Origin of the sequence: Streptomyces sp. NPDC048417, from assembly GCF_040651615.1 — a bacterium.
Lineage (GTDB): Bacteria > Actinomycetota > Actinomycetes > Streptomycetales > Streptomycetaceae > Streptomyces.
Genome location: NZ_JBEZKI010000004.1, coordinates 415,577 through 436,252, shown reverse-complemented (window position 1 = coordinate 436,252; position 20,676 = coordinate 415,577). Strand labels below are relative to the sequence as shown.

The 20,676-nt window shown below is 71.2% G+C and carries 21 protein-coding genes and 1 pseudogene; 10 read left to right on the top strand and 12 right to left on the bottom strand.

What is annotated here, in order from left to right; all coding sequences use genetic code 11:
• Window positions 1–146 precede the first annotated feature (146 nt).
• Window positions 147–857, bottom strand: a complete 711-nt coding sequence (locus tag AB0D59_RS09055) for a TetR/AcrR family transcriptional regulator (protein ID WP_362562655.1) — start codon at window positions 855–857, stop codon at window positions 147–149.
• Between the two features lie 204 nt (window positions 858–1,061).
• Here AB0D59_RS09055 and AB0D59_RS09050 point away from each other — a divergent pair, with 204 nt between their 5' ends.
• Window positions 1,062–1,511, top strand: coding sequence for a nitroreductase family deazaflavin-dependent oxidoreductase (locus AB0D59_RS09050; protein WP_362562653.1), 450 nt, complete (start codon window positions 1,062–1,064; stop codon window positions 1,509–1,511).
• Here the strand turns inward: AB0D59_RS09050 and AB0D59_RS09045 are convergent.
• Window positions 1,501–2,787, bottom strand: a complete 1,287-nt coding sequence (locus AB0D59_RS09045; protein WP_362562650.1) for a geranylgeranyl reductase family protein — start codon at window positions 2,785–2,787, stop codon at window positions 1,501–1,503. The genes AB0D59_RS09050 and AB0D59_RS09045 overlap by 11 nt on opposite strands.
• A 236-nt stretch (window positions 2,788–3,023) precedes the next feature.
• Here AB0D59_RS09045 and AB0D59_RS09040 point away from each other — a divergent pair, with 236 nt between their 5' ends.
• The 3 genes from AB0D59_RS09040 (at window position 3,024) to AB0D59_RS09030 (ending at window position 6,229) form a co-directional block, all read left to right on the top strand.
• A complete protein-coding gene (locus AB0D59_RS09040; RefSeq protein WP_362562647.1) occupies window positions 3,024–4,379 on the top strand; it encodes a dipeptidase in 1,356 nt (451 codons plus the stop codon).
• Window positions 4,380–4,440: 61 nt separating this feature from the next.
• The gene (locus AB0D59_RS09035) at window positions 4,441–5,163 is read left to right on the top strand and encodes an MBL fold metallo-hydrolase (RefSeq protein ID WP_362562645.1); all 723 of its coding nucleotides are present in this window, start codon (window positions 4,441–4,443) and stop codon (window positions 5,161–5,163) included.
• Between the two features lie 10 nt (window positions 5,164–5,173).
• On the top strand, window positions 5,174–6,229 hold the full coding sequence (locus AB0D59_RS09030) for a protein kinase family protein (protein WP_362562642.1): 1,056 nt from the start codon (window positions 5,174–5,176) through the stop codon (window positions 6,227–6,229).
• On the opposite strand, the gene AB0D59_RS09025 is transcribed toward AB0D59_RS09030, so the two are convergent.
• The 4 genes and pseudogenes from AB0D59_RS09025 to AB0D59_RS09010 form a co-directional block, all read right to left on the bottom strand.
• A complete protein-coding gene (locus AB0D59_RS09025; RefSeq protein WP_362562640.1) occupies window positions 6,202–6,513 on the bottom strand; it encodes an oligopeptide/dipeptide ABC transporter ATP-binding protein in 312 nt (103 codons plus the stop codon). The genes AB0D59_RS09030 and AB0D59_RS09025 overlap by 28 nt on opposite strands.
• A gap of 10 nt (window positions 6,514–6,523) precedes the next feature.
• Window positions 6,524–6,751 (bottom strand): annotated as a pseudogene (locus tag AB0D59_RS09020) (oligopeptide/dipeptide ABC transporter ATP-binding protein); the annotation flags it as partial.
• A 109-nt stretch (window positions 6,752–6,860) separates the two neighbouring features.
• Window positions 6,861–7,901 (bottom strand): NUDIX domain-containing protein, encoded by a 1,041-nt coding sequence (locus tag AB0D59_RS09015; RefSeq protein ID WP_362562637.1) that lies wholly within the window; start codon window positions 7,899–7,901, stop codon window positions 6,861–6,863.
• A 145-nt stretch (window positions 7,902–8,046) separates the two neighbouring features.
• Window positions 8,047–8,238, bottom strand: a complete 192-nt coding sequence (locus AB0D59_RS09010) for a hypothetical protein (RefSeq protein WP_362562634.1) — start codon at window positions 8,236–8,238, stop codon at window positions 8,047–8,049.
• Between the two features lie 153 nt (window positions 8,239–8,391).
• Here AB0D59_RS09010 and AB0D59_RS09005 point away from each other — a divergent pair, with 153 nt between their 5' ends.
• Complete coding sequence (locus AB0D59_RS09005; RefSeq protein WP_362562632.1) at window positions 8,392–8,745, top strand: hypothetical protein; 354 nt, start codon at window positions 8,392–8,394, stop codon at window positions 8,743–8,745.
• Window positions 8,746–9,028: 283 nt separating this feature from the next.
• Window positions 9,029–11,044: an NPCBM/NEW2 domain-containing protein gene (locus AB0D59_RS09000; RefSeq protein ID WP_362562629.1), complete on the top strand. Its 2,016-nt coding sequence runs from the start codon at window positions 9,029–9,031 to the stop codon at window positions 11,042–11,044.
• A gap of 124 nt (window positions 11,045–11,168) precedes the next feature.
• Here the strand turns inward: AB0D59_RS09000 and AB0D59_RS08995 are convergent, their stop codons facing one another.
• A complete protein-coding gene (locus AB0D59_RS08995) occupies window positions 11,169–12,125 on the bottom strand; it encodes an ROK family protein (protein ID WP_362562626.1) in 957 nt (318 codons plus the stop codon).
• 221 nt (window positions 12,126–12,346) lie between these two features.
• Between AB0D59_RS08995 and AB0D59_RS08990 the strand changes: the two genes are divergently transcribed.
• On the top strand, window positions 12,347–13,396 hold the full coding sequence (locus AB0D59_RS08990; RefSeq protein ID WP_362562697.1) for a LacI family DNA-binding transcriptional regulator: 1,050 nt from the start codon (window positions 12,347–12,349) through the stop codon (window positions 13,394–13,396).
• Window positions 13,397–13,403: 7 nt separating this feature from the next.
• Window positions 13,404–14,201 (top strand): hypothetical protein, encoded by a 798-nt coding sequence (locus AB0D59_RS08985; protein WP_362562623.1) that lies wholly within the window; start codon window positions 13,404–13,406, stop codon window positions 14,199–14,201.
• A 100-nt stretch (window positions 14,202–14,301) separates the two neighbouring features.
• Here AB0D59_RS08985 and AB0D59_RS08980 read toward each other — a convergent pair whose 3' ends face one another.
• Window positions 14,302–15,606 carry an aldolase/citrate lyase family protein gene (locus tag AB0D59_RS08980; RefSeq protein WP_362562620.1) on the bottom strand — a complete coding sequence of 435 codons (1,305 nt, stop codon included), beginning with the start codon at window positions 15,604–15,606 and terminating at the stop codon, window positions 14,302–14,304.
• A gap of 210 nt (window positions 15,607–15,816) precedes the next feature.
• Here AB0D59_RS08980 and AB0D59_RS08975 point away from each other — a divergent pair, with 210 nt between their 5' ends.
• Window positions 15,817–16,767, top strand: coding sequence for an endonuclease/exonuclease/phosphatase family protein (locus tag AB0D59_RS08975; RefSeq protein WP_362562617.1), 951 nt, complete (start codon window positions 15,817–15,819; stop codon window positions 16,765–16,767).
• Between the two features lie 58 nt (window positions 16,768–16,825).
• Here AB0D59_RS08975 and AB0D59_RS08970 read toward each other — a convergent pair whose 3' ends face one another.
• The 4 genes from AB0D59_RS08970 to AB0D59_RS08955 all read right to left on the bottom strand — a co-directional run bounded on the left by AB0D59_RS08970 (window position 16,826) and on the right by AB0D59_RS08955 (window position 19,979).
• Window positions 16,826–17,788: an electron transfer flavoprotein subunit alpha/FixB family protein gene (locus tag AB0D59_RS08970; protein WP_362562614.1), complete on the bottom strand. Its 963-nt coding sequence runs from the start codon at window positions 17,786–17,788 to the stop codon at window positions 16,826–16,828.
• A 52-nt stretch (window positions 17,789–17,840) separates the two neighbouring features.
• Window positions 17,841–18,629 carry an electron transfer flavoprotein subunit beta/FixA family protein gene (locus tag AB0D59_RS08965; protein WP_362562611.1) on the bottom strand — a complete coding sequence of 263 codons (789 nt, stop codon included), beginning with the start codon at window positions 18,627–18,629 and terminating at the stop codon, window positions 17,841–17,843.
• 218 nt (window positions 18,630–18,847) lie between these two features.
• On the bottom strand, window positions 18,848–19,357 hold the full coding sequence (locus AB0D59_RS08960) for a flavin reductase family protein (RefSeq protein WP_362562608.1): 510 nt from the start codon (window positions 19,355–19,357) through the stop codon (window positions 18,848–18,850).
• A gap of 208 nt (window positions 19,358–19,565) precedes the next feature.
• Entirely contained in the window at window positions 19,566–19,979 is a 414-nt protein-coding gene (locus AB0D59_RS08955) for a thioredoxin family protein (RefSeq protein WP_362562605.1), read from the bottom strand.
• Between the two features lie 106 nt (window positions 19,980–20,085).
• Between AB0D59_RS08955 and AB0D59_RS08950 the strand changes: the two genes are divergently transcribed.
• Entirely contained in the window at window positions 20,086–20,502 is a 417-nt protein-coding gene (locus AB0D59_RS08950; protein ID WP_362562602.1) for a DUF4395 domain-containing protein, read from the top strand.
• The last annotated feature ends 174 nt before the right edge of the window (window positions 20,503–20,676 follow it).

The window sequence follows — 20,676 nt, the reverse complement described above, 5'->3', positions numbered from 1 at the left end:
GCGGAGCGCCGGTAAGACCAGGAGCAATCCCGGCACAGCGCGAAGAAACAGGAAGCCACGGATTCCCGGCCCAAGCCCGTGCCGCGTAGCGGCACGGCAACAGGTCGAGAAGGCCAGAATCCTCGGGCTTCAGCCCGAGGAGCAAGTCAAGGGAAGACCAGGCCCACCCCATGGGCGAGCTGGGCGGCCGCATGCCGGAAGAACCGGTCACGGTCCTCCACCACGCCCTTGAACTGGCCGAACAGTTCGAACCCGACCAGCCCGAACAGCTGCGCCCACGCCGCGGCCATGGCGACGGCCACCTCCGGCGGGAGGCCCGGCATGAGCTCGTCAGACATCCGGCGGGCCTCGGGCGCGAGCTCGGCCGGTACGGGGGTACGCGCCAGCCCCCGCTGCTCGAACGCGTCACGCAGGATGCCGATCAGGACCAGGGCGACCCGGGCGGCCGGCTGGATGGTCGTGTCCGGGGCCGAGTAGCCGGGCACCGGCGAGCCGTAGATCAGCGCGTACTCGTGCGGGTGCGCCAGCGCCCAGCCGCGCACCGCCTCGCACACGGTGACCCAGCGCCGCGCCGGGACGGCGTCGGCGTCGGCGTCGGCGGCAACAGCAGTGGCGTGCGCGGCTTCGGCGGCCTCGCCGAGGGAGTCGTAGGCGTCGATGATCAGCGCGGTGAGCAGCTCGTCCCGGCTGGGGAAGTAGCGGTAGAGCGCCGAGGAGACCATGCCGAGTTCGCGTGCGACGGCCCGCAGGGACAGCTTGGCCGCGCCCTCGGCCGCGAGCTGTCTGCGTGCCTCGTCCTTGATGGCCGCGGTGACTTCCATCCTGGCTCGCGCGCGGGCGCCCTGTGCGGTGGTCATGGGGAGCAGTCTGCCACGCGTGCGGAGCGGTGCACACAATGTGGAGCAGCGCACTCGAACTAGAACACCGAACTCCTTTCGGTGCACCGATCTCAAGCAAGCGCACCGCACAAAAAAGAGAGCACTGCTCTTGCTTTGGATCGTCGATCTCCCCCACACTGGGGTCAAGCGAGAGCACCGCTCTCCCAAACTGTGGGGGTCACCGTGTCGACACACGTCCAGAAGCCCGGCTGGTTCACCGTCAAGATCTTCAACCGGGCCGTGTCCTGGCTCACCGGACGCGGTATCAGCATCTGGGGCTCCCGCGTCCTCGCCGTCCGCGGACGCAAGAGCGGCGAGTGGCGCACCACCCCCGTGAACCTGCTGACGGTGGACGGGCAGCAGTATCTGCTCGCGCCGCGCGGCCACGTCCAGTGGACTCACAACATGCGCGCCGCCGGGGGCGGCGAACTGCGGCTCGGCAAGAACGTGGACGTCTTCACCGCCACCGAGGTCGCCGACGACGACAAGGTCGAGTTGCTGCGGGCCTACCTCAAGCGCTGGAAGGCCGAGGTCGGCGTCTTCTTCAACGGGGTCGGCCCCGACTCGCCCGACGCCGACCTGCGCCGCATCGCCCCCGACCACCCGGTCTTCCGGATCGCCGTCACGAAGTGACCGAGTCCTCCGTGTCCGCGTCGTCCGCGTCGTCCGCGTCCGCCTCGGCGGCCTTCACCGAGGCCGCCGGCTCCGGAGCCATTGTGGTGAGGGCGCGTTGGGCGAGCGGGTGGGAGCGGACGAGTTCGCCGAGCGAGGTCCGGCCCTGGGTGATCTCCTTGAACGCGCGCCAGGCGGGGCGGAAGCCGGTCAGGGCCGCGTGGAACAGGCCGGGCCTGCGCTCGAAGACCGCGAGCATCCGCTTGCCGATGCTCATCTCCACGCCGAGGCCCGCCTTGACGGCGAAGGCGTAGTTCAGCGCCTGGCGGCGGGTGTCCACCGCGTCATGCGCCTCGGCGATCCGCACCGCCCACTCCCCCGCGAGCCGCCCCGAGCGCAGTGCGAAGGAGATGCCCTCGCGGGTCCACGGCTCAAGGAGGCCGGCCGCGTCACCGCACACGAGCACCCGGCCCCGGGACAGCGGCGAATCGTCGGCGCGGCAGCGGGTCAGGTGGCCGGAGGAGATGCTCGGTTCGAAGCCGGCGAGGCCGAGCCGGGCGATGAAGTCCTCCAAGTACCGCTTGGTGGCGGCGCCTTCGCCGCGCGCGGAGATCACGCCGACGGTCAGGGTGTCGCCCTTGGGGAAGACCCAGCCGTAGCTGCCGGGCATCGGGCCCCAGTCGATGAGGACCCGCCCCTTCCAGTCCTCGGCGACGGTCTCCGGCACCGGGATCTCCGCCTCCAGGCCGAGGTCCACCTGGTCGACCTTCACCCCGACGTGGGCGCCTATCCGGCTGGCGCTGCCGTCGGCGCCGATCACCGCGCGGGCCAGCAGGGTCTCGCCGCCCTGCAGGACGACGGCGACCGTGCGCCGGTCGGGGACGGCCGAACCGTGCTGTTCGACGCGCTGCACGGCGGCGCCCGTGCGCAGTTCGGCGCCCGCCTTCTGGGCGTGCTCGACCAGCTGCTGGTCGAACTCGGGCCGGTTGATCAGCCCGAACATCATCTGCTTGGAGCGCCGGGTGCGGGTGAACCGTCCGTTGTTGGAGAAGGTGACCGCGTGCACCCGGTCCTTGAGGGGCAGCTCGAAGCCGGGCGGCAGCGCGTCGCGCGAGGGTCCGATGATGCCGCCGCCGCAGGTCTTGTAGCGGGGCAGCTCGGCTTTCTCCAGCAACAGCACGCGCCGTCCCGCGACCGCCGCCGCGTAGGCCGCCGAGGCCCCCGCGGGCCCCGCGCCCACCACGACGACGTCCCACACCCGCTGCACGTCGTCCGCCGAAGAATTCTCACCGCTCACGATGGTCCGCTGCTCCGATCAAGCCGTAGAAGCCGTAAGTGCCGTATGCCGTATCAAGCCGTAGGTGCTGAATCAAGCCGTAGGTGCCGTGTCAACCCGTGGGTCAGGGCGTGTCCGTCCGCAGGCGGGCACCTGCCACCTGTCCCCCCGCATCCTACGGCGGAGATCGCCGCAGGCCGCTGTGGGAGGATCGGTGTACTCACCAGTTCAACGTCGCACCCACGAGGAGCGTGCCCATGTCGTCCAATCCGGTCGCCGATACCGTCGCCGCCCTGCTGCCCAGGGCGAGGGCGGAGCTCGCCGAGCTGGTGGCGTTCAAGTCGGTGGCGGACTTCGCCCAGTTCCCGAGGAGCGAGAGCGAGGGCGCCGCGAACTGGGTCGCCGACGCGCTGCGCGCCGAGGACTTCGTGGACGTCGCCGTGCTGGACACCCCGGACGGCACGCAGTCGGTGTACGGCTATCTGCCTGGGCCGGAAGGTGCCAAAACGGTCCTGCTGTACGCGCACTACGATGTGCAGCCGCCGCTGGACGAGGCCGCCTGGACCTCCCCGCCGTTCGAGCTGACCGAGCGGGACGGCCGCTGGTACGGGCGCGGCGCCGCCGACTGCAAGGGCGGCGTGATCATGCACCTGCTGGCGCTGCGTGCGCTGAGGGCGAACGGCGGCGTCCCCGTCAACGTCAAGGTGATCGCCGAGGGCTCGGAGGAGATGGGCACCGGCGGCCTGGAGCGGTACGCCGAGCATCATCCCGAACTGCTGGTGGCGGACACGATCGTCATCGGCGATACGGGCAACTTCCGGGTTGGCCTGCCGACAGTGACCACGACCCTGCGCGGCATGACCATGGTCCGGGTCCAGATCGACACGCTTCAGGGCAATCTGCACTCCGGGCAGTTCGGCGGTGCCGCCCCGGACGCGCTGGCCGCGCTGATCCGGATGCTGGACTCGCTGCGCGCCGAGGACGGCTCGACGACGGTCGACGGGCTCGCGCCGGAGTCGGGCTGGGCGGGGCTGGAGTACGAGGAGGAGCAGTTCCGCAAGGACGCCAAGGTGCTGGACGGCGTCGGGCTGATAGGTGACGGCTCGGTCGCGGACCGCATCTGGGCGCGTCCGGCGGTCACGGTGCTCGGCATCGACTGCCCGCCCGTGGTCGGCGCCACCCCGTCGGTGCAGGCGAGCGCCCGTGCCCTGGTCAGCCTGCGGGTGCCGCCGGGCGTGGACGCGGCCGAGGCGAGCAAGCTGCTCCAGGCCCATCTGGAGGCGCACACGCCGTGGGGTGCCCGGGTGCGGACGGAGGCGGTCGGCCAGGGCCAGCCGTTCCGCGCCGACACCACCAGCCCGGCGTACCAGGCGATGGCCGACGCGATGGCGGTCGCCTACCCGGGCGAGACGATGCAGTACGCAGGCCAGGGCGGCTCCATCCCGCTGTGCAACACCTTGGCGAGCCTCTACCCGCACGCCGAGATCCTGCTGATCGGTCTGAGCGAGCCGGAGGCGCAGATCCACGCGGTCAACGAGAGCGTGTCTCCCGAGGAACTGGAGCGCCTGTCGGTGGCCGAGGCGCTGTTCCTGCGGAACTACGCGGCGGGCTGAACCGCTCTGCCCACGGCAGAGGGCTCTCGTCTGCGGACGGGGGCCCTCCTACGGTCGGGGCATGGACGTCATCGAGCTGCTCCCCCGGTTGCACCTGCTGCGCTTCCCGGTCGGCCAGGCCTACCTCTGGCACGACCCGGACGCCGGCGCCTCGACGCTGATCGACGCCGGCCCGCTGGGCTCGGGCCGGCCGGTCGCCGACGCGCTGACCGCGCTGGACCGGTCCCCTTCGTCGGTACGCCGGATCGTCCTCACGCATTTCCACGAGGATCACGTCGGCGGGGCGGCGGAGTTCGCCGCCCTGAGCGGAGCCGAAGTACTGGCCCACCGCCTGGACGCACCGGTGATCCGCGGTGAGATCCCGGGCCCGCCGCCGGTGTTCGAGGAGTGGGAGCTGCCGATCCATGCCGAGGTCGCGAAACTGCTGCCGGTCGGCGATCCGGTCCACCCGGTCGAGGTGACGGAGGTGTCCGACGGTGACGTCCTGGACTTCGGCGGCGGCGCCCGGGTCGTCCACGTCCCAGGTCACACCGACGGCAGCATCGCGCTCCATCTCCCGGCGCACGGCGTGCTGTTCACCGGGGATGCGGTGGCGGTGTCCCCGGTCACCGGTTCGGTGATCCTCGGGGTGTTCAACATCGACCGGTCCCGGGCCGTCGCGTCCTTCGGGCGGCTGGCCGATCTGAACGCGGAGGTGGCCTGTTTCGGCCATGGTGATCCAGTGACCGCGCAGGCATCCCGGGTGTTGCGGAAATCCGCGGACGCCTACGGGCCGCCGCACTGACCATGGGGGCATGACCGACACCGCGCGCCGTATCGCCGCCCACACCGACATCGCGACCTCGCTGGCCCTGCTGAGCGATGTCGAGCTGGCCGGGCTGGTCGCGGCGGGTGAGCCGCTCGGCACCGGGATCGGCGGCAGAGCGGTGCGGATCACGGTGGACGGCAGGCCGGTGTTCGTGAAGCGGATCCCGCTGACCGACCGGGAGCGGGAACCGCGCCACGCCCGCTCCACCGCGAACCTCTTCGGCCTGCCGCCGTACTGCCATTACGGCATCGGCGCCATCGGCGGACCGGGGTTCGGCGCCTGGCGGGAGCTGGGCGCACACGTGGCCACGACGAACTGGGTGCTGGCGGGCCGGTTCCCCGGCTTCCCGCTGCTCCACCACGGACGGGTGCTGCCCGACACACCCGCCCCGCTGCCCGGCGAACTCGCGGACATCGAGAGGGCGGTGGCCTACTGGGGCGGCTCCACGGGCGTACGGGACCGGATCGAGGGTCTGCGGGACGCCTCCGCGAGCCTGACCCTGTTCCTGGAGCACTTCCCGTACACCCTGCACGACTGGCTGGACGCCGAACTGCGCACGGACCGCGCGGACTCGGCGTGCACATCCACAGCCCGGGGCCTGGCGGAGCTGACGGCCTTCCTCGCGAGCGGCCGGCTGCTCCACCTGGACGCCCACTTCCGCAACATCCTCACCGACGGCCGGCAGCTGTACCTCACCGACTTCGGGCTCTCGCTCAGCCACCGCTTCGAACTGACCCCGGAGGAGCGGGACTTCCTCGACCGGCATCGGCACTACGACCGCGCCTACACCACCTACTACCTGGTCATCTGGCTGGTCACCGCGCTGTACGGGTACCGGGGCGAGGAACGTGCGGAGTTCGTGCGGGACTGTGCCGGCGGGCGGCGGCCCGAGGGCATTCCCCGGGCCGCCGCCGAGTTGCTGGTCCGGCACGCACCCGTCGCCGTGACCATGGAGGTCTTCTGCCGGGGGCTGGAGCGGGAGAGCCGGCTGACGCCGTTTCCGTACCGGGACGGCTACAGCAGCCGGACGTTCTCCGCGTAGTGGCAGGCGACCGGGTTCCCGCCACCCCGGTCCACCAGGTCCGGCACCTGTTCGACGCAGGCGGTGCGTTCGCTGTCGGTGAGCTGGTTCGCGAACTTGGGGCAACGGGTACGGAATCGGCAGCCGCTGGGCGGGCGTACCGGGCTGGGGACGTCGCCCTGGACGGTGATCCGTTTGCGGGCCCGTTCCTTGCGCGGGTCGGGCAGCGGGATCGCGGAGACGAGCGCCTGGGTGTAGGGGTGTGCGGGGTGGGCGAAGAGCTGCCGGGCGGGGGCGATCTCCACCAGGCGGCCAGGCGCTGCGGTGGGCGTCGGATCCGACCGGCCGCAGGGCGGGTTCCGTGCTGTCGCAGGGCTCCCGGCGCATCGGGCAGCGCGGGGCGAAGGGGCAGCCCGGGGGCAGGTTGAGCAGGGAGGGCGGGGAGCCGGTGATGGGGGTCAGGCGGTCCTCCTCGCGGTCCAGGCGGGGCAGGGAGCCGAGCAGGCCCAGGGTGTAGGGCATGCGCGGGGTGTAGAAGATGTCCCTCGGAACCTTCCACCCCGCGCAAAGTCCCCTACACAAGCCCAGGAAATGCCAAAGTCACCGTCAACCTCACCAAGATTGCGGTGACTTGACACCTGGTCAGGAAATGTCAACCGATCGGGACGCCGGCCTCCAGGTAGAGCGCGGCACCGCGCTCGCGGGCCCGCAGCGCCCAGCGCAGCCGTTCGTAGCGCACCGGGGGCAGCATCTCGGCGGCCTCCTGTTCGGTGACGAAGCGCCAGCCGCGCAGCTCGGGTCCCGGCAGCACCAGCCGCCCGGCCTCGGCGGAGTCCAGCCGGCCGCCGTCGAAGAGCAGCCGCAGCCCTCCGTAGCGGGGCCGTACGGGCTGCTCCCAGTCGACGACCAGCAGCCTCGGCAGCTTCTCCAGCCGGATCCCGGTCTCCTCCTCGACCTCACGCACACCCGCCCGCGCGGGGGCCTCGCCGGGCTCGACGACACCGCCGGGGAACTCCCAGCCGGCCTTGTAGGTGGGGTCGACCAGCAGGACGCGGTCCTCCTCGTCGAAGAGGAGCACCCCGGCCGCGAGGGTCTCGGCGGTGGGCTCCGGGGTCTGCACGATGTCGCAGACGGGCGCGGTACCGGTGCCGACGGCCTCGGCGATGTACACGGCCGTCTCGTAGGGGGTGAGGGCGCTGGTGTCGACGAGATGGGCGTCGGCGCCGATCCAGGAGGCCAGGGCGGCGCGGTAGGGCTCGATCTGGTCGTACGACCACTGCCGGACGCGCATCTCCCCGTCGGGCAGGTCGGGCGGGATCTCCCGCCCGGCTATTCGCTCGCGCAGGATCGTTTCGGCCGGGGTGAGGCACAGATGCCGGACAACGATCCGGCGGGCGGCGAGGCCCCCGAAGATCTCGTCGCGGTACTCCTGGCGCAGCAACGTCATGGGAACCACCAGGGTCCCGCCCAGCTCGGCCAGCATCGCGGCCGCCGTGTCGATCACCAGGCGTCGCCAGATCGGCAGATCCTGGAAGTCGCCGACCTCGGTGAGGTGCTTGGCCGGTAGCAGGTGTGTCAGTGCCCCGCCGATGATCTCGGGGTCGAAGAGCGTGCTGTTCGGGATCAGTTCGATCAGTTCACGTGCGGTGGTGCTCTTACCCGCACCGAACGCGCCGTTGACCCAGACGATCACGGACTCCCCCTCTTCTGTTGGCCCCCTGAGGCTTGCCCGCTCCACACTGCCACGGAAACCAGTTCCCGTTGAGGGCGCGCAAAACGGAGTGCCGGTGCTCCCTCCGCGGAACACCGGCACCCTCGTTCGCTCCCGCCCCGCCGGGCTACTCCTGGCCCAGGAAATCCCGATCGGTCTGGAAGCTGTCCTCGCCCACGAGGTGGCCTACGTGCTCCAGGGTGTCCGAGACGTGCAGGTCGTCGAGCGGTCCGTCGTCGGCGGCGTGCGACGGGGTGATGGCGGCTACGACGAATCCGGTGGCCAGGCTGGCGATGGCGAGCATGCTGCGCTTCTTCATGCCCGTCTCAACTGTGCGGGCGGCCCACGGTCACGGGCGGACCCACGAGGGGAGCAACGCGGCACGTCGGCACGGAAACCGGGTGGCCCGGACGATCACGGCGCGGCTACCGTCTGGGAGCCCGAACGCCGCCCGCGCAGGAAGCCGTACGTCATGACCAGCCCACGACCGACCACGACCCTCTGGCGCCCCACCGGCCCCGTGGAGCTCGAACTGGTCCGGGAGCTGGCGTGGCGCGGCTGGCCGCCCCGGCTGCCCGAGCAGCCGATCTTCTACCCGGTGCTCGACGAGGACTACGCGATCAGGATCGCCCGGGACTGGAACGTCAGGCACGACGGCGCCGGTTTCGTGACCCGCTTCGAGGTCGACACGGCCTTCGTCCGCCGCTACCCCGTCCAGCAGGTCGGCGGCAGCACGATCCTGGAGCTGTGGGTGCCGGCCGAGGAGCTGGACGAGTTCAACGCGCACATCGTCGGCACGATCGACGTGGTGCACGAGTTCCGGTGAGGCCCGGCGCCATCGCCGCGACAGGACATCGGATGTCCGGGCCAAGTCACCCACAGCTCAGGCCCAGGCATCTCATAGCCTTACTCGACGTCACCATTCAACACAACCCAACGGACAGGACAGCTCTTCCGTCCCGACCAGCCTCGCAACCAGGCCAATAGGGAAGCTGGGGCAACCTTCACCGCTTCCCTTCCAACACAGCCCAACAGCTCCTACCATAAGCGCGCACCGATGACGCCCACTTGCCGTCATCCCACCTTTCGCGAGTCGGAGGAGCGTAACGATGCGTCACCCTCACACCCGCACAACCCGCCGAAGAGTGGTCGGAGCACTGACCGCGGCGCTGCTGTCCACAGCGGGCCTCGCCGCACCCGCCGCCGCCGACGGGACAACCGGCTCGCCCGCCCCCGCCGACGGTCTCGCCCTCACCCCGCCGATGGGCTTCAACAACTGGAACTCCACGCACTGCGGCACGGACTTCGACGAGGCCATGGTCGAGGGCATCGCGGACCTCTTCGTGGCCAAGGGCCTGAAGGACGCCGGCTACCGGTACGTCAACCTCGACGACTGCTGGGCTCTGCCGAGCCGCGACGCGGACGGCAAGCTGGTCCCGGACCCGGTGCGGTTCCCCCACGGCATCAAGGCGGTCGCCGACTACGTGCACGCCAAGGGCCTCAAGCTCGGCATCTACACCAGCGCGGGCACCAAGACCTGCAACGACGCGGGCTTCCCGGGCGCCCTCGGCCACGAGTACAGCGACGCCCAGCAGTTCGCCGACTGGGGTGTCGACTATCTCAAGTACGACAACTGCAACAACCAGGGCGTGGACGCCAAGCAGCGCTACCTCACCATGCGGGACGCGCTGAAGGCAACCGGGCGGCCCATCGTCTACAGCATCTGCGAATGGGGCGAGAACAAGCCCTGGGAGTGGGCGTCGGACGTGGGCCAGCTCTGGCGCACCACCGGGGACATCAGCGACAGCTGGGGCTCGATGGTGTCGATCCTGAAGCAGAACCTGCCGCTCGCGCCCTATGCGGGCCCCGGGCACTGGAACGACCCGGACATGCTGGAGGTCGGCAACGGCGGCATGACCGACACCGAGTACCGCTCGCACTTCTCGATGTGGTCGATGATGGCCGCCCCGCTGCTCATCGGCACCGACCTGCGCAAGGCCTCCCCGGCGACCTTCGACATCCTGGACAACAAGGAGGTCATCGCCGTCGACCAGGACCCGCTCGGCAAGCAGGGCACGGTGCTCTCCTCGGCCGGCGGACGCTGGGTCGTCACCAAGGAGATGACGGACGGCAGCCGCGCGGTCGCCCTCTTCAACGAGTCCAGCTCCCCCCAGCGCATCGCGACCACCGCGCAGGCGGCCGGCCTCCCGGACGCGCCCGCCTACACCCTGCGCGACCTGTGGCAGCACCGGAGCTACAACACCGCCGGCACCCTCTCCGCGTTCGTCCCGGCGCACGGCACCGTCCTGGTCCGGGTCGCCGCCGACCGGCGCTGGGCGGCCAACCCGCCGGCCGTCGAACTCGGCCTGAACGGAAGCCGGTTCATCGAACCGGGCAGCACAGCCGCGCTCACCACGTCCGTCACCGACCTCGGCCGCACGACGGCCCGCAAGGTCTCCGTGTCGCTCACCGGACCGCGCGGCTGGACCGTCACCCCGACCTCATCGACCAGGACCACGGCACTGCCGACGGGCCGTGCCCTGCGCACCGGCTGGAAGGTGACCGCTCCCGCGGGGACGCCGAAGGGGTCGTACGACCTCGGGCTCAGGGCGAGCTACCGGTCACCGGCCCGCGTGCGCGCCGAGAGCACGATGACGATCACGATGACCGTCGCGGACCCGCCGCCCGCAGGAAGCTCCTATCTCAGCGACCTTCCCTGGCTGTCGGCCGGCAACGGCTGGGGACCCGTGGAGCGCGACACCAGCAACGGGGAGACCGCCGCGGGCGACGGGCACCCGATCACCGTCGGCGGGGTGGTGTATGCCAAGGGGCTCGGCACCCACGCCCAGAGCCAGATCGACTACTACACCGGCAAGGCGTGCGAGAAGGTCACCGCCGACGTCGGCGTGGACGACGAGGAGGCCGCCGACGGAAGCGTCTCCTTCGAGGTCTGGGCGGACGGCACGAAGGTCGCCTCGACCGGCGTGCTGACCACGGACCTGCCCGCCCAGCCGCTCACCGCCGACGTCACCGGCGCCGAGGTGGTCAGCCTCGTCGTCACGGACGGCGGGAACGGCGTCACTTCCGACCACGGCGACTGGGCGGACGCGCGGATCACCTGCTGACGTACCGCGCCTCGCACGTTCCCGCCCAGCCGTTCCCGACCAGCCGTTCCCGACCGGCCCGGTCGGCCGGACCTGAACCCCGGCCGACCGGGCCTGAACGTTCCTGCCGAGTTCCGCGGCTGCCTCAGACCCCCGCGGCCGTCGCGTCCGTGCCCATCCGGGCCAGCGCGGCCGCCGCGGCGCCCACCAGTCCCGCGTCCGTGCCCATCTGGGCCGGCACGATCGTCAGACGCTGCACGAAGGAGAGGGTCGCGTAGTCGGTGAGGGCCTTGCGCAACGGCGTGAAGAGGATGTCCCCCGCCTTGCCCACCCCGCCGCCGATCACCGCGATGTCGATCTCGACCAGGGTCGCGGTGGCCGCGATCCCGGCCGCCAGCGCCTGCGCGGCCCGCTCGAAGGACGCCACCGCGACCGGGTCGCCGGTCCGGGCCGCGGCCGCGACCGCCGCCGCCGAGGTGTCGCCGTCCGGACCCGGCTGCCAGCCGCCCTCCAGCGCGCGCCGGGCGATGTTGGGCCCGCTCGCGATGCGTTCCACGCAGCCGCGCGATCCGCAGGGGCAGGGGTCCCCGTCGAGGTCGACGCTGATGTGCCCGATGTGGCCCGCGTTGCCGGTCGGCCCGGGGTGCAGCTTGCCGCCGAGCACCAGGCCGCCGCCGACACCCGTCGACACCACCATGCACAGCGCGTTGTCGTGGCCGCGGGCCGCGCCCTGCCAGTGTTCGGCGGCCGTGATGGCGACGCCGTCGCCGATCAGCTCGACCGGCAGCCCGCCGGCGGCCGCACGCACCCGTTCCACGAGCGGGAAGTCCCGCCAGCCCGGCACGTTGACCGGGCTCACGGTGCCGGCGGAGGCGTCCACCGGGCCCGCGCTGCCGATCCCGAGCGAGCCGGCTCGCCCCCACAGGGGCGAAGCGGCGAGTTCGCCGACCACCTCCTCGACGGCCCCCATGACCGTCTCGCCGTCCTGCTGGGCGGGCGTCGCGCGCTGGGCGCGCGCCTGGATCCGTCCGTGACCGTCCACCAGAGCGCCGGCGATCTTGGTGCCGCCGATGTCGAGGGCCGCCACGAGGTCGGTGTGCATCAGAGTCAGATCTCCCCGTCAACCATGAGTAACCGAGTGAAAGGCAGCCGTCCAGCGGTGGGGGCGCGGGCCGGAGATTGCGGTGGACAGTCTCCCTCGCATCTGACAACGTTGTCCAGGCTCTATGCTCGACGCCACATCCTCATACAAACCCATGGACCTGTGCATCCCCCGTGGACAACAGGAATCCCACCGTGGACGACAGGACAGGACGCCGCATCGTGCCCGAGACCTCCCGCCGCGCAGACCGTCTTCCCGGCTCCCGTTACGGGACCCGGCCGACGATGAAGGACGTGGCTGCGCGCGCCGGTGTAGGTCTCAAGACGGTGTCCCGGGTGGTCAACGGCGAGGCCGGGGTGACCCCGGACACCGAGCGCCGGGTCCAGGAGGCGATCGACGCGCTCGGCTTCCGCCGCAACGACAGCGCGCGGGTACTGCGCAAGGGCCGTACCGCGAGCATCGGTCTCGTCCTGGAGGACCTCGCCGACCCGTTCTACGGCCCGCTCAGCCGTGCGGTCGAGGAGGTGGCCCGGGCCCACGGCGCGCTGCTGATCAACGGCTCCAGCGCCGAGGACCCGGACCGGGAGCAGGAGTTGGCGCTGGCGCTGTGCGCGCGGCGGGTGGACGGGCTGGTGGTGATCCCGGCCGGGGACGACCACCGTTATCTGGAGCCGGAGATCAGGGCGGGCGTGGCCACGGTGTTCGTGGACCGTCCGGCCGGGAGGATCGACGCCGACGTGGTGCTGTCCGACAACTACGGCGGGGCCCGCGACGGGGTCACCCATCTGATCGCGCACGGCCACCACCGGATCGGCTTCATCGGTGACATGCCCCGCATCCATACGGCGGCCGAGCGGCTGCGCGGTTACCGGGCCGCGATGGAGGACGCCGGGATATCCGTCGAGCCGGCGTGGACCTCCCTCGGCATGACGGACCCGGAGCGGGTGCGCCGGGCCGCCGAGGAGATGCTGTCCGGGCCCGCTCCGGTCACCGCGATCTTCACGGGCAACAACCGGGTGACCGTCACCGTGATCCGGGTCCTCGCCGAACAGCCCCGCCCGGTCGCGCTCGTCGGCTTCGACGACATCGAGCTGGCCGATCTGCTGCATCCGGGCCTCACGGTCGTCGCCCAGGACGCGGCCCTGCTCGGCCGTACGGCCGCCGAGCGGCTCTTCCGCCAGCTGGACGGCAGCCTCCTGGCGCCGGAGCGGATCGAGCTGCCGACCCGGCTGGTCACCCGCGGCTCGGGCGAGCTGCCGCCCTCGGAGTGAGCCGCGCATGACCGGCCGTACGCTCAAGGAACTGGGCCTGGACCAGGCACCGCGTGACCATCCGCTGACCTACCCCGGCGTCTGGCCGGCCGAATCCGGACTCCTCGACGGCGACCGGCTGGTGCCGCTGGACCGGCTGGTGCACGACGACGGCCGGGTACCAGTGCTCGCGGTCGGCTCCAACGCCTCTCCCGCCCAACTCCAGCACAAGATGGCCGAGTCCGGGGTGACCGGGCCGATCCCCATGGTGCGCTCCCGGGTGACCGGGCTCGACGTGGGCGTCTCCGCGCACGTCAGCCGGCTCGGCTATGTCTCGGCGTCCCCGGTCCACTCCCCTACGACGGTAAGGGAGTTGTTCGTCGTCTGGCTGGACGGGCCGCAGCTGGAGGTGATCGACGCGAGTGAGGGCGTACCGCTGCCGGGCGGCAACTTCGGCCGGGCCTGGCTGCCCGCCCCTCAGGTGTGTGTCGACCTGGCGGACGGCACGACGCTGTCCGGCGTCCACGCCTACGTCAACCGGCACGGCGTCCTGCACGACGGCACCGGAACCCCTCGACGTCACCCCGGCGAGCGCGCCCTCCTCGCCCGACTCCTCGCGGAATCAGGCGAGTTGAGAAGACTGTTCGGCGCCACACCCGAGGAGTTCGCCGCCCGTGCGCGGGCCGACGCCGAACTGTGCCGGCGGGGCACCCGGCTGTTCGCCGAGCGGAAGTGGGCGGTCGCGTCGGGCCTGGAGCGGTACCTCCGCGCTCGGCGGACGGGAAGTCCGGGAGACGGCTCGTCGTTGTCTCCGCCCTTGACGTAGACGTCGCTGACGTCGGTCCACCTGCCGTAGGACTCCTGTCGGGCCCGGTTCGCCGAACCCGAGGACGCCTCACGTCGCCCGGGGCCGCGTGCCAGGGCCGCTACTTGCCGGAGGCCGTCAGATCGCCGCGCCGGGGTGCCGCGAACCCCTCCAGATCGGTGCGGGTCAGCCCGGTCAGCCGGGCCACCTCGGCGATGTCGAGGGCGCCGCAGTCCAGGCCGCGCAGCAGATACCCGCTGAGGGCCTTGGCGGTGGCGGGCTCGTCCATGACGTCACCGCCGGCGCGGTTGGCGTACCGGGCGAGCCGGGCGGCGGCCTGCTCGAAACCCTCGCGGTAGAAGGCGAACACGGCCGCGTACCGGGTCGGGATGTGGCCGGGGTGCATGTCCCAGCCCTGGTAGTAGGCGCGGGACAGGGCGCGCCGGGTGAGTCCGTAGTGCAGCCGCCAGGCGTCGTGCACCTTCGCGGTGGGGCCGACCGGCAGCACGTTGGTGGAACCGTCCGACACCCGTACGCCCGTGCCGGCGGCGGCCACCTGCATGATCGCCTTGGCGTGGTCGGCGGCCGGGTGGTCGCTGGCCTGGTAGGCGGCGGAGACGCCGAGGCAGGCGCTGTAGTCGAAGGTGCCGTAGTGCAGTCCGGTGGCGCGGCCCTCGGCGGCCTGGATCATCCGGGCGACGGTGGCGGTGCCGTCGGTGGCGAGGATGGACTGGCTGGTCTCGATCTGGATCTCGAAGCCGATCCGGCCGGGCTCCAGGCCATGCGCCTTCTCGAAGGCCTGCAGCAGCCGGACCATCGCGGTGACCTGCTCGGCGTAGGTCACCTTCGGCAGGGTCAGCACCAGACCGTCGGGCAGCCCGCCGGCCGCCATCAGCCCGGTGAGGAAGATGTCGAGGGTGCGGATGCCCCGGTCGCGCACCGCGGCCTCCATGCACTTCATCCGGATGCCCATGTACGGCGCCGCCGTCCCCCCGGCATACGCCTCGGCGATCAGCCGCGCCGCCCGGGCCGCCGTCTCGTCCTCCTCGGCGTCGGGGCGGGGGCCGTAGCCGTCCTCGAAGTCGACGCGCAGGTCTTCGATCGGCTCGCGCTCCAGCTTGGCGCGGACCCGGGAGTAGACGGGCTCGGCGAGTTCGTCGGACAGACCGAGGACGGCGGCGAAGGAGGCGGCGTCGGGGGCGTGTTCGTCGAGGGCGGCGAGGGCCCGGTCGCCCCAGGAGCGGACGGTGTCCGCGGCGAAGGCGTCACCGGGGACGTACACGGTGTGGACGGGCTGGCGGGTGCCGGGGTCGCCCGGGTAGCGGCGCTCCAGTTCGGCGTCGACCGGCGCGAGGGAGGCGCTGATCTCCTCGCTGACGGCGCCCGCGAGACTCGTCGCCACCTTCTGCTGCTGGCCCTGGCCCATCCCACACCCTCCTGTTTTCCACTGCACGGAATCAACAATCCGTTGAATGAAGTTATCCGGGCGCCTTCGGGATGGTCAACACCATGTCCACCGTGCGACACGCCCCCATCTGGGCATGTTCACGCTCGACTCACACCTGGGTAGCACACTCTCTGCGCAGGACTCGCCTCACGCACGCCTCGTCCGGCCGTCGCCACCGAAGGAGCCCCCGTGCCGAACCAGCGCCGAGTCACCCGCCGCCTGGGCCTGAAGGTCCTGTTGGCCGCGGCGGTCACCGTGCCCCTGTCCAGTGCGGCGATCTCCGCCTCGTCCGCCTCCTCCACACCGTCCGGCACCCTGCGGGCCGGGCGGGCGATCCCTTCGGCTCCGCCGCGGCGCGCGCACCGCCTCGACGTCATGACCTTCAACCTGCGGTACGCCGGCGCCGCCGAGCCCAACAGCTGGGCCGACCGCCGGCCCGTGATGCGCGAACTGCTGCACCGCGCGCACCCCCAGGTCATCGGCACCCAGGAAGGCCTCTACCAGCAGCTGCGCGACATCGACACCGACCTCGGACCGCACTACGACTGGATCGGCACCGGCCGCGAGGGCGGCAGCCGGGACGAGTCCACGGCGATCTACTACGACATCCGGCGCCTGGCCCCCGTGGAGCACTACACCTTCTGGCTGTCCGACACTCCGGAGGTCATCCGCTCCAACACCTGGAACGCCGCCTTCCCCCGCATCGTCACCTGGATCCGCTTCCGCGATCTCGCCGACGACGGCCGGGAGTTCTACGTCGCCAACACCCACTTCGACCAGAAGAGCCAGTACGCCCGCGAGCGCAGTGCGACCCTGCTCACCCAGCGGATCGCGGAGTTCGACCCCACGCTGCCGGTCGTGGTGACCGGCGACTTCAACGCCGCCGCGCACGAGAACCCGGCCTACGACACCCTGGTGGACTCCGGGCTCGTGGACGCCTGGGACGCGGCGGAGCGGCGCAGCACCCTGTTCGGCACCTTCCACGGCTACCACCGGCTCAAGCGGGACGGCGACCGCATCGACTGGATCCTGACCTCGCCGGGTGTGGCCACGCATCAGGCGACGATCGACACCTTCTCGATGCACGGCCAGTTCCCCAGCGACCATCTGCCCGTGCAGGCCTCGCTGAGTCTGCGCTGACACCACGAGGCCCCCGTGACCGGTGTCGGTCACGGGGGCCTCGGACAGCCGGCGGTGATCAGCCCTTGCGGGTGTTGATCTCCTCGGTGAGCTGCGGGACGACGTCGAAGAGGTCGCCGACCACGCCGAAGTCGACCAGTTCGAAGATCGGGGCCTCGGCGTCCTTGTTGACCGCGACGATCGTCTTCGAGGTCTGCATGCCCGCGCGGTGCTGGATGGCGCCGGAGATGCCGTTGGCGATGTACAGCTGCGGGGACACGCTCTTGCCGGTCTGGCCGACCTGGTTGGTGTGCGGGTACCAGCCGGCGTCGACGGCGGCACGCGAGGCACCCACGGCCGCGCCGAGGGAGTCGGCGAGCGCCTCGATGATCGCGAAGTTCTCGGCGCCGTTGACGCCGCGGCCGCCGGAGACCACGATCGCGGCCTCGGTCAGCTCCGGACGCCCGGTCGACTCACGCAGGGTCCGGCCGGTCACCTTGGTGCCGGTGGCCTTGTCGGAGAAGGTCACCGCGAGGGCCTCGACCGCACCGGCGGCCGGGGCGGCCTCCACGGCGGCGCTGTTGGGCTTGACCGTGATGACCGGGGTGCCCTTGGAGACCTGGGACTTGGTGGTGAAGGACGCGGCGAACACCGACTGGGTGGCCACCGGGCCCTTGTCGCCGGCCTCCAGGTCGACGGCGTCGGTGATGATGCCCGAGCCGATGCGCAGCGCGAGACGCGCGGCGATCTCCTTGCCCTCGGCGGAGGAGGGGACCAGGACGGCGGCCGGGGACACGGCGTCGTAGGCGGCCTGCAGCGCGTCCACCTTCGGCACGACCAGGTAGTCGGCGTACTCGGACGCGTCGTGGGTGAGGACCTTCACCGCGCCGTGCTCGGCGAGGGCGGCGGCGGTGTCGGCGGCGCCGTTGCCGAGGGCTACGGCGACGGGCTCGCCGATCCGGCGGGCCAGGGTCAGAAGCTCCAGGGTGGGCTTGCGGACGGCACCGTCCACGTGGTCGACGTAGACGAGGACTTCAGCCATGGGAATGCTCTCCTGCTTGGATCAGTTGAGGGGCGGTCGGCGACTGCGGAGCTCAGATGAACTTCTGGCCCGCGAGGAACTCGGCGAGCTGCTTGCCGCCCTCGCCCTCGTCCTTGACGATCGTGCCGGCCGTGCGGGCCGGACGCTCGGTGGCGGTCTCGACCGCGCTCCAGGCACCCTCCAGACCGACTTCCTCGGCCTCGATGTCCAGGTCGGACAGGTCCCAGGACTCCACCGGCTTCTTCTTCGCGGCCATGATGCCCTTGAAGGACGGGTAACGCGCCTCACCCGACTGGTCGGTGACGGACACGACCGCCGGCAGGGAGGCCTCCAGCTGCTCGCTGGCGGCGTCGCCGTCACGACGGCCCTTCACGACACCGTCCTCGACCAAGACCTCGGAGAGCAGGGTGACCTGCGGGACACCCAGCCGCTCGGCCAGCAGGGCCGGGACCACACCGGCGGTGCCGTCGGTGGAGGCCATACCGGAGACCACCAGGTCGAAGCCGGCCTTCTCGATCGCCTTGGCCAGCACCAGCGAGGTGCCGATCACGTCGCTACCGTGCAGGTCGTCGTCCTCGACGTGGATCGCCTTGTCCGCACCCATCGACAGCGCCTTGCGCAGCGCGTCCTTGGCGTCTTCCGGGCCGACGGTCAGGACGGTGACCTCGACGTCGTCGTCGGAGTTCTCGGAGATCTGCAGCGCCTGTTCGACCGCGTACTCGTCCAGTTCGGAGAGCAGACCGTCCACGTCGTCACGGTCGACGGTCAGGTCATCGGCGAAGTGCCGGTCGCCAGTGGCGTCGGGCACGTACTTCACAGTGACAACGATCCTCAGGCTCACGCCGGCTCTCCTACTGCATCGTCTCTTCTGGGCTGCCTCTTGAAGGCAGCATAGGCGCCTCAAGCGGCTCGTCCCGGTCGGGGCGGCCGCGCGCTCCGAACGGAATATTACTCGTCAGTACACCCAGTTCATTCCCGCTAAGCAAGCGCTTTGAACTGTGACCTTCGCAACGCAGCGTAACCGGAATTCGCCCCCTTCGCAGAACGAGGGGTGCGTGATCAATCGCGCAGTCCGTTGAAACCGCCCTGGTGGTACAGGAGCGGCCGGCCGACACGGGAGGGGTCTCCGACGACCACCTCGGCCAGCACGATGCGATGGTCACCGGCCGGTACACGTGCCACGACCCGGCACACCAGCCAGACCAGCACGTCGTCGAGGACCGGAACCCCCTCATGTCCCTCGCGCCAACTGGTGGGCGCCCCGAACCGGTCGGCGCCGCTGCGCGCGAAGGTGGCCGCGAGCTCGGCCTGGTGTTCGCCGAGGATATGGACGCCGATGTGCTCGGCGGTGGATATCGCGGGCCAGCTGGAGGCGCCCGTGCCGACGCCGAAGGAGAGCATCGGCGGCTCGGCGGAGACGGAGGTGAGGGAGGTGGCGGTGAAGCCGACCGGGCCGCCGGCCCCGCGCGCGGTGATCACCGCGACTCCGGCGGCGTGCCGCCGGAAGGCGGAGCGGAGCAGGTCGGGAGAGGCGAGCCGGGAGGTGCCGAGGTCGGGCGTGGCCGTCATGGAGTTTTCCTTCTGGGGGAGGCGGCGTTCGGGTCCGGGGTTTTTCAGCGACCCGGACAGCGCGCGCTCGCGGTGCGGGCCAGGTCGACGTGGACCCGCCCGAAGAGAAGGAGTTCATGGGACATACGGTCAGGCTGACGATAGGTGGTACGCCCAGTCAAGTACGTTCCGCGATATGGGAGCTGCCTCACCGTCATCGGCACGTCCGTCAGACCGCCTCTCCCAGCGCGGCGATGACGTCCGCCTTCCGGGGCTGTCCGGTGGCCCGGCGCACCACCCGGCCGGACGCGTCGAGCACCAGCACGGTGGGCGTCTTGAGGACCTCCAGTTCGCGCACCAGGTCCAGGCGGGCCTCGGCGTCGATCTCGACATGGGTGACCCCGGGGACCATCGCGGCGACCTCGCCGAGCACCCGCCGGGTGGCCCTGCAGGGGGCGCAGAAGGCGCTGGAGAACTGCACCAGCGTTGCGCGTCCGCCGAGTTCGGCACCGAGTTCGGCCGCTCCGAGCCGCTTGCCGTCGTCCCGCCCGCGCACCCGTACCCTCCCGCTCCGCCGCTTGTGCAGCACTCCGTAGACACTCGCCGCCGCGAGCACCGCCACGCACACCATCAGTCCGGTCATCACGTGCTCCAGCTTTCACGACGCTGCCGGCCATATGGACCAGCGTTCACGAGACTGCAAAGATTCCCGGCTCCCCGATCGGCCTTCGGGGCGGAATCCTTGGTTCATGGACATCGACGCACGTGGGCCGCGATTCGCGGCGGCCGTGACGACGGTCGTACTGGCCGCCGCGCTCATCACCCGGAGCCCCTGGATCCTCGCCTGGCAGACGCTGGTGTTCGCGCTCGGCGCGGCCGCGGGCGTGAGCCGTTCGCCGTACGGCTGGGCGTTCCGGACGGCTGTACGACCCCGGCTCGCTCCCCCTACGGAGTTCGAACCACCGCAACCCCCGCGATTCGCGCAGGCGGTGGGACTGGTGTTCGCGGGACTCGGTCTGGTCGGCTTCGCGCTGGGCCCCGGCTGGCTGGGACTCGCGGCGACCGGGATCGCGCTCGCCGCGGCCTTCCTGAACGCGGCGTTCGGATACTGCCTGGGGTGCGAGATGTTCCTTCTCATCCGCCGAGTCGCGGTACGCGCGGAGTAAAGGCAGGTTAAAAATCCGAGGTGGATCATAGGCCGACGTGACGAGGATCTCGCCACTCCGGGGCACCAGGGCTGGCTCCCCGTCCGTTCTTCGGGCACGATCTGCGATACGTCGTAAACCTACGGCTCCGTAACTTTCCCGCCGGGAGCCCCTTTCCCAGGCAGAGCAGAAAGG

Excerpts from the sequence above, each read along its gene's own strand:
- AB0D59_RS09055 (WP_362562655.1), bottom strand. The coding sequence starts at position 857 with ATGACCACCGCACAGGGCGCCCGCGCGCGAGCCAGGATGGAAGTCACC.
- AB0D59_RS09040 (WP_362562647.1), top strand. The coding sequence starts at position 3,024 with ATGTCGTCCAATCCGGTCGCCGATACCGTCGCCGCCCTGCTGCCCAGG.
- AB0D59_RS09035 (WP_362562645.1), top strand. The coding sequence starts at position 4,441 with ATGGACGTCATCGAGCTGCTCCCCCGGTTGCACCTGCTGCGCTTCCCG.
- AB0D59_RS09030 (WP_362562642.1), top strand. The coding sequence starts at position 5,174 with ATGACCGACACCGCGCGCCGTATCGCCGCCCACACCGACATCGCGACC.
- AB0D59_RS09010 (WP_362562634.1), bottom strand. The coding sequence starts at position 8,238 with ATGAAGAAGCGCAGCATGCTCGCCATCGCCAGCCTGGCCACCGGATTC.
- AB0D59_RS09005 (WP_362562632.1), top strand. The coding sequence starts at position 8,392 with ATGACCAGCCCACGACCGACCACGACCCTCTGGCGCCCCACCGGCCCC.
- AB0D59_RS09000 (WP_362562629.1), top strand. The coding sequence starts at position 9,029 with ATGCGTCACCCTCACACCCGCACAACCCGCCGAAGAGTGGTCGGAGCA.
- AB0D59_RS08995 (WP_362562626.1), bottom strand. The coding sequence starts at position 12,125 with ATGCACACCGACCTCGTGGCGGCCCTCGACATCGGCGGCACCAAGATC.
- AB0D59_RS08985 (WP_362562623.1), top strand. The coding sequence starts at position 13,404 with ATGACCGGCCGTACGCTCAAGGAACTGGGCCTGGACCAGGCACCGCGT.
- AB0D59_RS08980 (WP_362562620.1), bottom strand. The coding sequence starts at position 15,606 with ATGGGCCAGGGCCAGCAGCAGAAGGTGGCGACGAGTCTCGCGGGCGCC.
- AB0D59_RS08970 (WP_362562614.1), bottom strand. The coding sequence starts at position 17,788 with ATGGCTGAAGTCCTCGTCTACGTCGACCACGTGGACGGTGCCGTCCGC.
- AB0D59_RS08960 (WP_362562608.1), bottom strand. The coding sequence starts at position 19,357 with ATGACGGCCACGCCCGACCTCGGCACCTCCCGGCTCGCCTCTCCCGAC.
- AB0D59_RS08955 (WP_362562605.1), bottom strand. The coding sequence starts at position 19,979 with ATGACCGGACTGATGGTGTGCGTGGCGGTGCTCGCGGCGGCGAGTGTC.
- AB0D59_RS08950 (WP_362562602.1), top strand. The coding sequence starts at position 20,086 with ATGGACATCGACGCACGTGGGCCGCGATTCGCGGCGGCCGTGACGACG.